This window comes from Candidatus Binatia bacterium, assembly GCA_035631035.1.
Lineage (GTDB): Bacteria > Eisenbacteria > RBG-16-71-46 > SZUA-252 > SZUA-252 > DASQJL01.
Map to the genome: position 1 here is coordinate 14,645 of DASQJL010000012.1, position 15,757 is coordinate 30,401.

At 72.8% G+C, this 15,757-nt stretch carries 7 protein-coding genes; all 7 read right to left on the bottom strand.

Annotated features, from left to right (window positions below; translation table 11 throughout):
* Positions 1-103 precede the first annotated feature (103 nt).
* Complete coding sequence (locus tag VE326_01290; protein HYJ31830.1) at positions 104-751, bottom strand: STAS domain-containing protein; 648 nt, start codon at positions 749-751, stop codon at positions 104-106.
* Complete coding sequence (locus VE326_01295; GenBank protein HYJ31831.1) at positions 748-3,201, bottom strand: SpoIIE family protein phosphatase; 2,454 nt, start codon at positions 3,199-3,201, stop codon at positions 748-750. Before VE326_01295 ends, VE326_01290 begins: the two co-directional genes overlap by 4 nt.
* A complete protein-coding gene (locus VE326_01300; GenBank protein HYJ31832.1) occupies positions 3,198-5,300 on the bottom strand; it encodes a hypothetical protein in 2,103 nt (700 codons plus the stop codon). The genes VE326_01295 and VE326_01300 overlap by 4 nt, the downstream gene beginning before the upstream one ends.
* On the bottom strand, positions 5,297-12,577 hold the full coding sequence (locus tag VE326_01305) for a hypothetical protein (protein ID HYJ31833.1): 7,281 nt from the start codon (positions 12,575-12,577) through the stop codon (positions 5,297-5,299). Before VE326_01305 ends, VE326_01300 begins: the two co-directional genes overlap by 4 nt.
* A gap of 247 nt (positions 12,578-12,824) precedes the next feature.
* A complete protein-coding gene (locus VE326_01310; GenBank protein HYJ31834.1) occupies positions 12,825-13,769 on the bottom strand; it encodes a CDP-alcohol phosphatidyltransferase family protein in 945 nt (314 codons plus the stop codon).
* A gap of 2 nt (positions 13,770-13,771) precedes the next feature.
* Positions 13,772-14,959 carry a multiheme c-type cytochrome gene (locus VE326_01315; protein ID HYJ31835.1) on the bottom strand — a complete coding sequence of 396 codons (1,188 nt, stop codon included), beginning with the start codon at positions 14,957-14,959 and terminating at the stop codon, positions 13,772-13,774.
* A 35-nt stretch (positions 14,960-14,994) separates the two neighbouring features.
* Positions 14,995-15,735 carry a glycosyltransferase family 2 protein gene (locus VE326_01320; GenBank protein HYJ31836.1) on the bottom strand — a complete coding sequence of 247 codons (741 nt, stop codon included), beginning with the start codon at positions 15,733-15,735 and terminating at the stop codon, positions 14,995-14,997.
* Positions 15,736-15,757 lie beyond the last annotated feature (22 nt).

The following is a 15,757-nucleotide window of genomic DNA, read 5'->3' on the forward strand; positions in this document are numbered from 1 at the left end:
GAATTCGAGGGGGCCGTGGGGGAACGGTACGGAAGCGTCCCCGGAGGGGTCAAGTGGAAATCGACGCGGCGCCGCGCGGCGCGCGGCGCGCGCCGGGCCGCGCTCAGCTCTCGGCGGCGGGGGCGGTCTGTCCCGTCTTCGCGAACGCCTCGCGGCCCTCGCGCGTGTCCAGGCCCAGCTTGCGCAGGAGCACGTAGAGCTGGACCGGATTCAGCTCGCGCGATCCGTACTCCGGCTTCCGCAGCTCCTTCTGGACGCGCATGAGGCCGTAGTCGGGATGGCGCCGCGCGATGTCGCGGACGATGTCCTCGTCGGTGAGCACCGCTTCCGTCCGCTCCGCGCCCGTCGCCGTATCGGCGGCGAGCGACTCGCCCAGGGGCCGGTCGGCCGGCACGATCGGGCCGAACGATCCCACCGCGAGATCCGGCTCCGGGAAGGCCTGGAGGATGTTCTCGAACTCGAGCAGGTCGAACACTTCGCGCACGTCCGCGACCATGCCGGCGAGCTTCAGATCGCCGCCGTGCTCGCGGATCTCGCGGATCTCGCTGATGAAGATCCCCCAGCCGGCGCTCGAGATGTACTCCACCCGGGAGAGGTCGACGACGATGTGATAGCGCTTCTCGCGCAGCAGCGCCTGCATGCGCCGCTCCAGCTCGGGGCTGGTCGTCGTGTCCACGTAGCCGGAGACGCGGAGCACCGAGACTCCACGGTTCTGCACCGCCTCCTCCACATAGACGTCGATTCCCTTCATGCTTCCTCTCCTTGTGGTTGGCCGGGCTCTGCCGGTGACGGCGCGGACGCGGCCGGCGCGCTCGAGGACAAGGCTTTCGCAAGCCTCGCCATCCGGTTATCGGACCCGTTCTGAGCGAACTGTAGCCGTTTCTCCCGCGTGTTAAGTCCGTGGCGACGCAACACTTCATAGACGCTCCGCTCCGTCATGTCGGCACGGCAGCGGTCCGTTCCCTGGAGGAGGTCCAGAATCCGCTTCGAGCCCAGGAGCGGCTCGGCGTGGACGATGGCGAGGATGGCCGCCTCCTCTTCGAGGCTCGCCCGCGCGAACCCGGCCCCGCGGCGGGACGCTTTCATCCCCTCCACGGCGCCCATCGTCTCGACGCGCCGGCGGTAGCGGTAGTACGTCGAGGGTGCCACATGGAGCCGCTCGCACGCCTCGGCCACCGGCAGCCCCTCGGTCTCGATCAGGCGGAACAGCTCCCGCCGGGTCTCCTCGAGCCGCTCCTCCACCGCGGTCTTCTCCTTGATCGCGACGAGCGTGATGTCGTCGTTCTGGAGGGCGCCGGCGGTGAACTCGTGGATCTCCTCGCTCAGAGCGTCGGCGAACTCCTGCGGCGTCTTGTGGCCGTGGCGCTTGATCGCGGTGAGGAGCCGCGCCTCGCCGAACTGCTCCTTGGCCGGGTTCATCGCCTCGGTGATCCCGTCGGTGTAGATCACGAGCATGTCGTCCTGGCGAAGCGTGAGCTTCTCGACCGAGATGGTCTTCCGGAAGAGGTCCTGGTCGGGGGCGTTGATTCCCACCGGAATTCCCTTGGGCTTGAGGAAGTACGTGGCGTCCTGGCCGCCGCGATAGAGAATCATGGGATTGTGCCCCGCGCTCGCGTAGGTCACGGCGCGGTTGACCGAGTCGAGCACGACGTAGAACATCGTCACGAACATCCCCTTCTTCATGTCCTCGGTCACGAAGCTGTTCATTTTGGACATGACGTCGGAGGCCGACCGGTTCCCGCGCGCCTCCATGCGGAGCGCCGTGCGGATCATGGTCATGACCAGGGAGCCGGGGACGCCCTTCCCCGAGACGTCGGCCACCACGACGCCGACCGTGCGCTCGTCCACGGCGATGAAGTCGAAGTAGTCGCCGCCGACCTCCTTGGCCGCGCGGTAGAGGTAGCCCAGCTCGAAGCCCTCGAGCTCGGGGACGCTGCGCGGGAGCAACGTCTGCTGGATCTCCTGCGCGACCTGCATCTCGCGCTGGATCCGTTCCTGCTCCATGAGGTTGCCCTGCGCGGCGCGGAACTTGGCCGTGACCTCGTTGAAGGCCCGCGCGATGTCGTCGATCTCCTCGTTCCCGCTCGATCCGATCTCGGTGAGCATCTGCCCCTCGCCGATCGCGCGGACGGTGTCGGAGAGCGCCTGGATCGGCTTGACGAAGATTCCGATCAGGAGCGCGCTCAGGACGCACCCGGCCAGGAGGGTGAGGAGCGCGACCGTGGCCAGCTCGAAGCGCGCGCGCTGCACCCGCTCGGTGATGGCGGACTCGCGCAGCGACACCTCGATCCAGCCGACGGGCGCCCGGAGGATCTTGTTCCCCTCGGCCTCCGGCTGGAGCACCGGCTCGTACAGCGTGCGCGCGTCGCCGTCCCGGATGACCCCCGTCTTGGGAACGCTCCGCCGCGTGAACAGCTCCTCGAACTGGTTGGATCCCCAGACACGCCCGCCGGCGTCGAGCACGCGGACGGTGCGGTACTCGGGATGCGCCCTCATGGTCGCGCGGATCGACTGGTTCAGCATCGTCTGGTCCGGCGACATCGGCTCGGGACGCGACAGAATGCCGAGGGCGGGGTCGGAGAGGCTTCGCGCGCCGCTCCGGGCCTGGGCCACCATCTCGTCGGCGAGCGAAGCGGCCTGCCGGACGTGGACCAGCGTGAACGCCAGCGTCACGAGGAGGGCGAGCGCGCCGAAGGTCTGCAGCGTGTACTGGAAGCGCAGCGAGCGGCGCGGCCCCTCGATGCCCTTCCGCTTGCGGACGCGGCGCCGGTCGAGCCGCTTCGCCATGATCAGCGTGTTGCCGTCGTGGCCGTGGCGGTAGCGCACCTCGTCCATCAGCTGGTTCATGATGAAGACGCCGAGTCCGCCGCGCTTCCGGTTCTCGACGTACATCTTGAGGTCGGGGCTCTGGACGTTCCGGAGGTCGAACGGGCGCCCCTTGTCGTGGATGGCGATCGAGAACTCGCGCCCGTTTCCGGTGATCACGACCTCGATCGGCCCCCCCGGAAGATCCTTGTACCCATGCTTGACCACGTTCGTGCACGCCTCGTCCACGGCGAGCTTCGTGTTCGCGAGGATCTTGTTCGGGATGAGGAGCTTCTCCCCCGTCTCCTCGACGAAGTCGCGGATCTCGGCCAGGTGGCGCTCTTCGGCGGGCACCTTCAGGCTGAAGCGGCGCGTGGGCTGGATCTTGATGTTCATCGGCGCGCCTCCGACTTCATCCGGTCGCGGGCTTCGAGGACGTTCTTGCGCGCGTTCTCGTTCAGCGGGTCGAGCACCAGGATCTGCTCCCAGTTCCGGAGCGCCTCCTGGTAATCCCCCTTGGTGAACGCCTCCATGCCCTGGATGTAGAGCTGCTTGATGCGCGCGTCCAGCTCGGGCCGGGGCGCGGCGAGGCGGCGGTCCACGCGCTCGCGCCAGGCGCGCGCTTCCGCGCTCGTCGGGTCGGCCGCCAGCGCCCGCTTCACCGCGCGGGCGGCGTCGTTGTAGCGGCCCTCGTTGAACGCGAGGGAGGCTTCGTGCACCGCGGTCAGCGCTTCGAGGCGCCGCGCGAGCACGGAGGCTTCGGCGGCGCTCTTGCCGAAGGAGCCCTCGAGCGACGTCCAGAGCGCGGTGGCGCGCGGGTCCTCGGGGCGGAGCCGAAGGGCGAGCGCGGCCTCCCCCGCCGACTGGAGGAGCATCCCCCGCGCGCGAAGCGAGTCGGCGCGCGCGACGGCGCGATCGGCCGCCTGGTCCCGGGCCGCGCCGATCCGGCGCTCGAGGAGCGCCAGGCTGTCGGCCCCGCCGGGCCCGCCGTTCGTGGGCGCGCCGCCGAGCGCGCGCGTGAGCCCCGCCGCCTCCTCGACGTCGCCGCGATTCAGCGCCTCGTGCGCGAGGACGGCCAGGGTGTCCGCGAGGAGCCGGCGGCTCGCCGCGTCCAGGTCTTCCTTGGCGCGAAGCGCGATCGCCGCGCGTGCGGCGTCGGCGCGCGGCCTGAGCGAGGGGTCGCCCGGAAGGTCGCGCGCGAGCACTTCCCAGAGGACGAGCGCGGTCTCCCAGTCGCCCGCCTTCTCGGCCGCCTGCGCGCGGGCGCGGTCGCCGGCGATCCGCGCCGCGCTCTTCGCGCGGAGCGAATCCTCGGCGGCGCGCGCGTACTCCTGGCGCCGCCGCGTCTCGTACTGAGACACCGGCTCGCCCCAGGCGAGCCGGATCCCCAGCTGCTTGGTCATCTCGAATTCGTTCGGCACCATCGAGAGGTCGACGGCATAGCGCCGGTACTGGATCCCCACGCCGAACACCGGCCGGCCGCGATCGAAACCCGCCCGCAGGGCGCCGAGACCCGCGCGCGCGTATTCCACGCCCAGGCGCATCCGCGTGCCCTCGCTTCCGTGGCGCGCGACGTCGAGCGCGGCGCGGAGGGCCCCCGAGCGCCCCAGGCGCCACTCGGGCCCGGCCGCCCCGAGACGGAAGGAGCGGTCGATGGCCGAGGCGGCGCCGCCCAGGTCCAGCGAGCCCGCCACCACGTTCTCGGCCGTGAATCCGATCTGGCCGCCGCGAAGCCGGGCGGGTCGCCAGGCCACGCCCAGGTCGAGCGCGGGCGCGGCTGCCGAGACGTCTCCCAAGGACTGGCTCAGCACCTTGAAGGTGACGCCGGCGTACGCCGCGCCGATCGCGCGGCGCGCGACGCTCGCGGCGAGAGCGGTCTCGGTGTAGCCGAACGTTCCGAGCGGCTGGTTCTGGGCGTCGTAGGCCTCGAGTCCGGAGGTGCCCAGGCGCGCGACGCCGATCCCCGCGGCGCCGAGGCCGGGAATGGGGTACGAGACGGCCGCCATGTCCCATCCGGTGTCGAACTGCAAGAGCCCGTGCTGAACGAGGAGCGTGCGCTCGTCCTGCGAGGCGAGCCCGGCCGGGTTCAGGAACACGGCCGTCGGGTCCTGGGCGAGCGCCGTCGTCGCCGAGGGAGCGCCGCTCGTCGGCCACCCCGCGGGGGAGCTGAGCAGATTCGCGGTTCCGGCGGTCTGGCTCCGGGCCGGCCGCGCCACGAAGGCCACCACCATCATGGCGATCAGGGAGAGCGCCACGGCGACCGCGCGGACGATCTGCTGATTCTTCCCGCCGTAGAGATCGAAGTGGTGCCGGGAGCGGCGCGCGCGAAGCCGCCGGCAGCGCCGGAACCGGTACCACGGCGAATGCGCGAGGAGGCGCCGCTTGGAATGGCGGTGGATCCGCGGCACGCGCGCGCGCGCACGGCGCTCCCCGAGCGACCGGAGCCGCCGGCGGCGGCGGCGGAAGAGACGGATCCGAAGGCGCGGGAGCCTCATCGCAGCACCCCCACCTTGACCGCCTCGTTCACGCCGCCTCCCTCGATCCGCGCGACGTAGACGCCCGGCCGCACGGTCTCACCCTTTCCGTTCCTGCCGTCCCACGCCACCTCGTTCAGCCCCGCGGCCCCGCCGGGGCCGCCCGCGGCGAGCGCCATCTCCCGAACGAGATCGCCCAGGAGCGTGTAGATCGCGACATGGACCGAGGCGTCGGCGGCGAGCCGGTAGGAGAGCCGCACGTCCTCGCGCCCCGCGCGGAAGGGATTCGGGTATCCGTGGGGCTTGGCGAAGAGGGTGACCGCGGTCGACGTGATCGGCTCGAACGGAAGGCCGCCCGCGGCGCGCACGGCGACCGGCGTTTGGGTCAGGTCGTCGCGGACGTCGAGGTCGGAGGGATCGGCGAGCCGGAGCGCGACCGCGCGGGCCGCGGAACCGGGATGGAGCGCCACGTCGACGCGGAGCGTCACCGGAGGGCCGGTGAGCGCGAGCGGCGACGCCAGCGTGAGCGCGACCTTGCCGGGGCCCGCGCCCGGGGAGCCCTGCGCGAGGATCGAACCCTGGTCGTCGCGCAGCGTGATCCGGTCCACGGCAGCCGCCGCGTTCGAGGCGGGCGCGCCGTCCACGAGCACGGTGAACGCCGCGGTGACGAGGTGGGACGAGGCCGCCCCTCCCGTCGCCACGAGCGGCGTGAGCTCGAGCGTCCAGAGGCGCACGGGCCCGTCCTCGGGCGCCACCTGCACCGGCGCGCCGCCCGGAAGCCCGCGGACCTGGAGCGCCGCCACCGGCTCGACCACGCTCAGCTCGCCGGCCGGCGAGACGACGGCGGTGCTCTCGGCCAGACCCCATTCCGTGCCGTGCACCAGGAGCGCGACGGGATAGGCCTGGCTGGCCAGCGCGGCCGGGAATGCGACCGCGTTGAACGCGAGCGGCGCGGAGGCGCCGGGGGCGAGGGCGAAAGGCGATCCGGAGGCCGCGGCGGCCGCCGACTCGACCCCGTCGGTGACGAGCAGGGTGGTCGCGGCGGGATCGATCAGGAAGGTCGAGCCGCCGTCGTTCCGGATGGTTGCGGCGAGGGACATCGTCTGCCCCGCGCGGACGGTGTCGGGGGCGGTCGAGCCCGGTACGTAGGCGAGCCGCGCCGGGGCCTCGACCGCGAGGGAGCCCGCGTCGAGCGCCTCGTCGCGCGCGCGGCCGTCCTCGGTGCCATGGGCTTCGAGGAGCGCCGGAGCGGCGCCGGGCGCGGCGGTGCTGGTGCCGAGCGCGGCGGGACCGAACGTGACGACCAGGGAGCCGCGCGCCGGGATGGTGCCCGCGGATGCGGGCGCCAGGCTGGTGAAGACCGGCGCGTCCAGCGTGAGGCGCGTCGCGGGGCTCAGAACGTAGGGGACGTCACCGGCGTTGGCGACCGTGACCGCGAGGGAGCGGGTCTGCCCCGCGCTGACGCGGGCGGGAACGAGCGGGCCGCTGACCGCGAGCAGGGCCGGCTCGATCACGTCCACGCTGTCGGGCGCGAGCGGGATGGTGTCGGCGAACGCCTGGCCCGATTCCGTGCCGGAGAGCGCCAGCGCGGCCGCGTAGCGGCCGAGGGTGGCCCCGGCCGGGATCGCGAGCGAATCGAACGCGAGGTCGGCGGCCGCCGAGCCCGGGACGACCGTGGCCGCGGCAAGTCCCGTCGTGAGACGCGCGGCGCCACGCGTCAGGACGAGGCGCGTCGCCCCGGGATTCAGCGTGACCGATGCCGTCCCGCTGTTCGTGAGGCGCGCCGCGGGGGCGAAGGCGCGGCCGCGGAGGTAGCGTGACGGCGCCGTACCCGCGGGCGACGAGGTTAGCGTGGCGCCGGAAATGACTTGGAACCGCAAAGGACTTTGCGTCGCACCCTGCACCGTCGCCGTGCCGTAGGAGACCGACGCCGCCAGGTCTGCCGCGATCTCCGTCCCGTCCGGAATCCCCGATGACGGGACGGCGACGGTCAGCGTCAGGGTCGTGCTCCCGAGGGCTCCGAGGGCCGCGGGAAGGGGCGGCGTCACGCCGGTCACGACGAACGCGGAGGGGGTGAGCGCCACCGCGTCGATCACGGCCGCCGTCGCCGCAAGGTTGTCCACGCGGTACGTGAGCGCAAGCCCCGCCGAGCCGAGCGGCACGGGATCGGGGGCGGCCCCCACGGCCGCGACCTGGACTCCCGCCACGTGCACCTGCGCGCCGGCCAGCGAGAGATAGAAGTCGAGGGGGCCGCCGGCCGCGTCGGTGCCGACCGCGCGGAGCGAGGGCGCGTAGGTCCCGGGAAGGAGGCCCGCCGAAACGGGAGCGCCGGTCATCGCCAGGGTGCGCACGGCGCCGGCGGGGATGGTGACCGCCGACGTGAGCGGGACGGAATAGGCGCCCGCGCCCGAGCCGAAGGAGAAGAGCGATCCGGTCCCGAGCGTGACCGATCCCGACGCGGCGGCATTCCGGACGTCCAGCGCGAAGGAAGCCGTCTGCCCCGGCGCCACGACGGTCGGCGAAAGCGCTCCCGCGAACGCGAGCGAAGGGGGCGGGAGATAGACGACCGCCAGCGAATCGCGGGCCGAGCCGAGAACGCTGGCCGCGCGGATCATGCCCGGACCCGCCACGGCCGGGGCCACCAGCACGGCGCGCGCGAGGTCGCCGGCGCCGGTCGCGATCTGGAGACCCGGTGACGGGGAGGCGTCAGGCGCGACGAGCGAGTCGGCGCTCACGGTGATCAGCGTTCCCGGTGCGGCGGTGTTTCCGTAGGCGTCGCGCAGCGGCCCGAACGTCACCGTGGTCGTGCTCCGGCCGTCGGCCGTCAGCGTATCGCGGGCGGCCGCGATCGGAATCGCGCCCGACGGCGCCGCCGGAGCGACAACGACCGGACCCGACGTGAAGGTCGCCCCACCGCCGGCGGCGCGCGCGGTGACCTGGAGCGGTCCCGCCGCGGTGGCCGTGGCGAACGTCACGAAGTCGCCCCCGGAGAGCGATCCGAACGCGGGCGCAAACGACACGCCGCCCCCCGTCGAGCCCATCACGATGGTCGCGGTGTCCCCCAGAGCGGGGTTCCCCGAGGCGTCCAGCGCGCGCACGCGGACGCGCACCGGCGCGCCCGCGGTCCAGGAGGCGGCATCCGGCAGGACGACGAGTGAATCGACGCCGGAGGGGGCGATGCTCGCGGCGATGCTCACGGGACCGACGGAGGTCCCGCGCGCGTAGATGAGATCCCCCGCGGGAGCTGCGGTCGGCGCGCGGTAGCGGACCGCGAGCGAGCCGGCCGCGTCCGTGACGCCGGCCTGCGTCGTGCCGGTGCCGGAAGTCGCGCCCAGCGATTCCAGCGAGCCCGCGGGCGCGGAGCCGAGATAGAAGGTGAGCGGGGCTCCGGGGACCGGGTTCCCGAAGCGGTCCCGCGCGGTCGCGGTGACGGGCGAGGCCCCGCCCGGTCCCAGGGACAGCGACGAGGGCTGGAGCAGGAGCGCCGCCGCCGTGTCCGGCAGCGCGGTCGCGCTGAAGAGGACGCTGTCCCCCGCGACCGGAAGCAGGGCCGCGATCCGGTTGTTCGAGACGCCGGCGACTGTGCCCAGGCGCACGACGTCGCAGCGGGCCTCGCCGCTGGCGCCGGTCACCGCGTCGGAATCTGCGGGCGCTCCGCTCACGACGTCCAGCGAGCCGCCGCCGGCGCGAACGCGGAACGAGACCACGGCGCCTGGGGCCGGATTGCCGAACGCGTCGCGCACCGTCACGCGGAGCGGCTGCGCGAGCAGACGGTCCACGACCGCGGTCTGCCCGTCCCCGCCGCTCGCCGCGAGCGTCGCGGGGGCGGCGGGCGTCACGACCACGTCTCCCGAGGAGGCGATGGGGCCGACGCCCGAAGCGCTCAGGCGCAGGGTCTCGGCCCGCGTCAATCGGACCCGCAGGGTGACCGTGCCGGAATCGGCCGGCGCGAAGGTGTAGGAGGCGCGATCGTCGGCCGGATCGTCCACGAGCGATCCCACGGCACCGGGGCCGATGGACCACGAGACCGAATCCGGCAGCGACGACGAGGTGTCCAGCTGAAGGGTGGGCACCGCGCCGAGCGCGACGTTTCCGAACGCGTCGCGCAACGTGATCGCAAGGTCGAGAGGGCTCCCCGCCGTCACGGTTCCCGCCGCCGCGATCTCGACCGTCGCGGCCGAGGACGGGGCGACCGACACCGACACGGAATCGGAACGGACCGCATCCGGCGCCGCGCTCCCCAGGACCGTGAGCCGCAGCGTCACCGTCCCCGGCGCCGAGCCCGCGTTCAGCGTGAAATCCGCGGCGCCCGAGACGTCGGTCACGGCCGCGGCGGGAACGACGCTCCCACCGCCAAGAACCACCGACGCCGCGACGGTGTCTCCCGGCGCGGCGTTCCCAAACGCGTCGAACACACGCGCGCGAACCGTCGTCGAGCCGCCAGCAGGCAGGGTGCCGGCGCCCGGCGGGTCAGCGGCGAGCCGGTAGGGCGCGCCGGCCGCCACGACCACGGGACCGTAGCTCGCGGCGTGGGACGAGTCGTCGGTGACGGCGATCGTGAGCGGGGCGGCGAGCGACGGCGTGAACGGGACCGTCGCGACGCCGCCGCTCAACGCGACCGTCGCGGGGAGCCCTGTCGCGGCGCCCGTGGTCGCCGCGAGATGCACCGTGTCGGTGCGTCCGGGCATCGCGTTGCCGAACGCGTCGCGCGCCTCGACCCGAAGCGACTCGGCCGCCCCGGCCGTGAGCGGGCCGGCCGGTCCGCTCAGCACGAGCGTGTCGAGCGCGCCAGGGACGTAGAGGATCGTGGGAGCCGTCAGCGGCACTCCGCGCGCCGTGACCGAGAGCGCGGCCGGGCCGGTTGCCGTCGCCGTCGCGGCGTAGGCGATCGCGCCCCCGCTGTCGGTCGCGCCGGCGAGCGGCGCCGCCGCGATCGGAACGCCCGACGAGGAGACCGTGATCGAGTCGCTCGGCACCAGGGCGAGCGCGTGGCCGCGCCGGTCCCGCAGCGTGACGGTCACGACGCTTCCCGGGGCGCCGACCGGCACCGGAGAGGTGGCGGTCACGGACGAGCTGTCCGCGCTCACGGCGCCCGGCACGAGGCGCACACTGATCGATCCGGACGCCGTCCCGCGCACCGAGGCGGCCGATAGGACCGCGGTTCCCAGGACGCTCCCCCCCAGGAGATCGAACGCGATGGCCCCGCCCGCGGCGCGCACCTGAACGCCCGGCGTCACGGGATCGGCGTCGGCGGTCGCGATCGAGCCGAGCGTCGTGGAGACGGTGTAGGCCTCGCCGTCCTGAACCGGGTTCAAGAACGCGTCGCCCAGACCCGAGGCCGCGATCGAGCGCACGGAGATCCCGTCCGCCGCGACCGAGTCGGGCGAAGCCGAGAGCGCGATCGATCCCGCCGGCGGTCCGGCGACCAGACGCAGCGCCGCCGCACCGGTCGCGCTTCCCCGTTCCGACACGAGACCCAGGCCGGCGGCGCCTGCGACGGTTCCGGCACGCACCCGGCCCGACACCGTGCCGTCCGCGGCGACCGTCCACTGGAAACCCGGCGTGCCGGGATCCGCGTCGGTGATCACGCCCAATCCCGTCCCCGTCGCGGTGAATCGCTCCCCGGCCGCGACCGCGTTTCCGAACGCGTCCCGCACGACTCCCGAGACGACGGTCGCGGAATCGACCCCCCCGGCAACGAGCGTGTCGGGCAGGGCCGTCAGCGCCAGCGTTCCCGCGGGCGCGGCCGGCGCCGTGAGCACGGCGGATTCGGCGAAGCCCACGAACGGCGCGACGCCGTTCGCGTCGATGACGCGCATCCGTCCAGGGGCCGTCGTGGCCTGGGTGTCGCGGAATCGCACGTCCGCCGAGTCGCGTCCCGCCGGAACCACGACCGAGAAGATCGGACTTCCGCCCAGATCTTCGAAGCGCCCCTGCGGACGATCGGTCCAGAGGGTCAGTTCCTCGGGGGCGGAGAACGGCGCCCGGTTTCCGAAGACGTCGCGGGCGACCACGGTGACGGTGTCGGGCGTGCCCGCCGCGAGGCGAAGCGTGTCGGGTCGAAGCTCGAGGTGGTCGGGCACGGAGGGGGCGACGTTCAGCCGAAATCGCGGCGCCGACTCACGCCCCGTCAGCGTGTCGCGCGCGGCCACGTAGAAGACCCCGGCGCGGCGGGCCGTGAGCGTCCCGCTCCACGCCCCGGCGGTCAGCGTGGCGTTCGGGCTCACGAACGAGGGATCGGACGGCGCGGCACCGAGCGAATCGGTATAGCCCACGAAGCGGACCGGCTGCGCCGATCCCACATCGTCCGTGACGCGGTTTCCGTCGGCGTCCCTGGCCTCGGCGGTCGCCGCGAAGGGCCCGCCCGCGGTCGCCGATCCCGCCGCCGTCGCGACGAGCGCCGCGTAGGCGCCGTGGAACACGATCACGGCGTTCGTCGAGTCGTGCCAGGAACCGCTGTCCGCGAAGACCTTGCCCGCGCCGGGCCGGTTGACGACGAGCCTGCGGCTCGAGACCGTCGAGTCGGTCAGGAAGCCGATCCCGCCGGTCACGCGCCACGCTCCGTTCACGAACCGGGCGAAGTTGCCGTAGCGGTCGTACCCGCGCAGGTAGAAATGCGTCGTGTCCTGGTCGGTGGTGCGCGCCAGGCCGCCCACCTCGACGCCGGCCCCGTCCGCGATCCGCACCGCCGCCACGGCGTCGGGAAGCACCCGCACGCGCGGCGACCCGGCGGCCAGCGTGTCGAGCGTGCCCGTGTTCTGCGGATCGCTCGAGACCGTGAACCGCGCGACACCCGCCACGGTGTCGGTCACCGCTTGGGACGAGGGACCGCCGACGCCGTAGAGAACGCTGATCAAGTCCGAGGCGAGGAACTTCTTGGTGGCGGGAGGGCCGCCGCCCAGCACGAGCCGGACGGTCTGCCCCGAAATCGAGATCGACGTGACGGCCGTCGCGTTCGTGTAGTCCACGTATCCCGGGGCGCCTGAGCTGGCCCGCTGCGGGGGCGTCCACCCGTTCGGGATCCGGACTTCGAGGACGCCCCCCTGGGGATTCCCGAAGTCCTCGGACGGGTCGTAGACGACGGTCCACTGATGTCTGGAGCCGGCCACGGCGCTGTCGGGCTGGATGATCTGCGCGGCGCCGGAACCGGGGGCGGCCATGGCGATGCGGGCGGCGAAGAGGAGCGAGGGGAACGCGAGGAGCGGCACGGACGCGGCGAGACGCGCGGCGCGCGCGCGACATGCGCGGCCGGCTCCCCGATGCGGACCGATGGAGCGCAGCGTGAGACGGGACAGCATGACCTCGAGTGATCGGTGTGGAGTCGCCTGTTTCGCCCAGGGATTTGGTCCCGTTCCGGTAGCGCAAGATGGGTGCCACGCAAGAGCTTCGACGCGAGGCGGGAAGCAGCCCGAACTCGGCGGCTGCTAGGGAATTGCGGCTCTGGGGATTAAGGGGTGCGGAAGCGTCTTTTCAGATAGGGCCGAAGCATTGCATTTCGCAAGGGTGCGTGCGGCGCGCCTTTGGCCGGCGGCCAGCGGCTGGCCGTCAGATCCGCGGCGGGCGGATCTCGCCGACGACCTTGGCCGGCGCCTCGGCGGGTGCGATCACGGCGCGGGGGCCGGCCGCGATCGAGCGGCGGTTCGCGAGTCCGATGAACACGACCTGGATGAACGTCGCCACCGCGAGAGCGGCGAGCGCGACGTCGAAGACGCCCTGAAGGCGCTGACGCGTCGTCTCGCTCCACAGCGCGACGCCCAGGAGCAGCAGCCCGACCAGGGACGTCGTGAACACGCCGGTCAGCTTGCCGAAGCCCGTCGGCTCGATGCGGACGGGGCCGCGGAACACGTAGAGGTACACCGTGCCCGCGACCAGGAGACCGTAGCGCGCGAGCATGAGCCCCGCGACCCACCACGGGATCATCCCCGTCTGGGCGAGCGTGACGAAGATCGTCACGTTGAACACGATGTCCACGATCGGATCGAGCACCTTCCCGGTGTGCGACTCCATGGCCAGCGCGCGCGCGAGCACGCCGTCCAGGACGTCGGTGAGCGCGGTGCCGACGAAGGCCCACACCGCGATCGACCACATGCCGTGCCTCACGAAGAGCACCACCGCGGGGAGCGCGACCAGGCGGAGCATCGTGACCGCGACCGGAAGCGGAAGGCGGCGCAGGATCCCGGTCCCGGGCGCGGGGCCGGTGAGAAGCCCGAGGTGCGCGAGGACCCAGAAGCAGGCGCCGAGCAGGAGCGCGCTGGAGGCGACCAGGTACGACACCCCGAAGTCGCGGCCGAACGTGGCGGAGAAGTAGAGCGCCGCGGCGAACTGCAGCGCGAAGAGGACGAGCGCGGTCGCGGCGACCGAGCGCACCGAGTCGGCGTGCTGCGGCACGCGGTGCACGGCGCGGGCCGTGATGTCGCGGACGTAGCGGACGATCGCGGCGGGCGTGAAACGGGCGCGTCGAAGCTCCCGAAGGAGGTCTTCCGCGAACATGGCTAGGGAACCCGGAGGGTGGCCTCGGCCAGCGTCCGCTCGGCGCCGTACGTGTTCTCGTCGAGACCGTAGGCGGTGAGCGTCAGCGGCTTGGAGCGGCGGTAGAGAAGGTGGGCCTCGACCTTGAGCGCCCCCTTCGTCCCCGACAGCGGGATGTCGTAGCGGACGCGCGCGCTGCCGCCGGCCTTGATGCGCCGGTCGCTCAGCGTCTTCACCGCGTTCCAGGTGTCGGCCGGCCAGTTCCCCAGCTCGTCGGCCAGGATCAGCCCGAACACCGAGACGTTCCACTCGGTGAAGGGATCGTTCTCCCAGACGATCTTCCCGTCCGCGCCCGTCACGCGAATGCGGATCAGGGCGAGGTTCTGGTCGTTTCCGGTCGGAAGCGAGTGGCCCCAGCCCGTGTTCGTCGCGAGCGCGAAGACGCGCAGGGTGTCGGCGCCGGGGCGCCGCGCGCCGGTCAGCGTGAGGGTCGCGCTGTGGGGGCGCGCAGCCGCGAGCGCGTCGATGCTGAAGGAGTGGTCGGCCACGCGCGGGCGCTCGGGACCCTGGTTCGAGTTCCGCCCCGCCTTGCCCGGCATGTGACAGCCCTGGCAGCTGATCCCCTGCTTCGCGTAGCGCGAGCGCTTCCACTCGCCGTACGTGTCGGCGATCTTCACGCCGTGCTGGTTCGAGTAGGCATGGCAAGCGCCGCAGAAATCGGAGCCCTTGAGGTAGGGCGCGTACGCGGACGGATGCCCGCTGGTCTTGACCGGATTGGCGATCGGCCCCTGATAGGCGGAGAGATCGAGCGTGTACGGAGGGATGCCGCGCTCGGCCGGGCCCGAGACGGAGTGGCAGTAGGTGCAGGTCACCCCCTCCTGCGAGACCTCGCGCACGAACTCGAAATCCTGGTTCACGAAGGTCGCCGTCTCATGACACGGCCCGCAGGAGAGCATCGTCCCGCCGCGCGTCGCCTTGAGCGAATAGAAGTACATGCGCCCGAAGAGAAGGCTCTTCGTGCGGTCGGCCCTGGAATGGGCCGAGCCGTTCCACTGCTGCGTGATGTCCAGGTGGCAGGAGCGGCAGGTCGAGGAGGGCTGCAGGTTGACGTCGTTGCGCAGCAAGGGCGGCGGCGTGTAGCCGCAGGCGCCCCAGGCCAGGAACGCAAGGAACACCAGGGTCGGCACGGAAACGGGACGTTGGAGTCGCAAGATGGCCCGATGGTATCGCGGTGCGGCGGAAGGGGTCAAGGCGCGCCCCGGCGCGCTCCGGGTTTCTCTTCGGCGGCGCGGCGCACCGGACCGCGGCGGAGCAGGTCCGCCGCGATGGTGGCCAGGATCTTCATCCCGGCGCGAACGGCCCCGGAAACGGTGCCCGAGATCTTCGAGCGGCCGATCCGCCGCCGATAGCGCACCGGCACCTCCAGCCCGCGGAGCCCGGCGCGCGCGGCCTTGACCTGCATTTCAACGGTCCAGCCGAAATCGGGGTCGCGCATGCCCAGGGCCTGGAGCGCCTCCCAGCGCACCGCGCGAAAGGGGCCGAGGTCGGTCCACCGGGCGCCATAGAAGAGCCGGATCAGCCCCGTCGCGAGCCAGTTTCCGAAGCGCGCCTGGGGGGTGAGCGCCCCGGGCTCGCGCCGGCCCAGCGTGCGCGAGCCGATGACGATGTCCGCGCGCCCGGAGGCGATTGGCTCGATCAGTGCCGGCGCTTCGGAGGGATCGTCGCTGCCGTCGGCATCGAGAAAGAGGACGGTGTCGGGCGGGTCGCTCCGGAGGGCGTCCAGGGCCCGGAGGCATGCCGAGCCGTAGCCGCGGCGCTCCTCGCGCACCACCAGCGCGCCGCGGGTGCGCGCCTCCTCGGCCGTGCGATCGCGCGAGCCGTTGTCGCACACGACGACGCGGCGCACCAGGCCCGGCGGGAGCGACAGGAGAACGCCCCCGATCGAGGCTTCCTCGTCCAGGGCGGGAATGACGGCGTCCACGATCATCGCGCGCGCCGTGACGGAACGG

Excerpts from the sequence above, each read along its gene's own strand:
- VE326_01290 (HYJ31830.1), bottom strand. The coding sequence starts at position 751 with ATGAAGGGAATCGACGTCTATGTGGAGGAGGCGGTGCAGAACCGTGGA.
- VE326_01295 (HYJ31831.1), bottom strand. The coding sequence starts at position 3,201 with ATGAACATCAAGATCCAGCCCACGCGCCGCTTCAGCCTGAAGGTGCCC.
- VE326_01300 (HYJ31832.1), bottom strand. The coding sequence starts at position 5,300 with ATGAGGCTCCCGCGCCTTCGGATCCGTCTCTTCCGCCGCCGCCGCCGG.
- VE326_01305 (HYJ31833.1), bottom strand. The coding sequence starts at position 12,577 with ATGCTGTCCCGTCTCACGCTGCGCTCCATCGGTCCGCATCGGGGAGCC.
- VE326_01310 (HYJ31834.1), bottom strand. The coding sequence starts at position 13,769 with ATGTTCGCGGAAGACCTCCTTCGGGAGCTTCGACGCGCCCGTTTCACG.
- VE326_01320 (HYJ31836.1), bottom strand. The coding sequence starts at position 15,735 with ATGATCGTGGACGCCGTCATTCCCGCCCTGGACGAGGAAGCCTCGATC.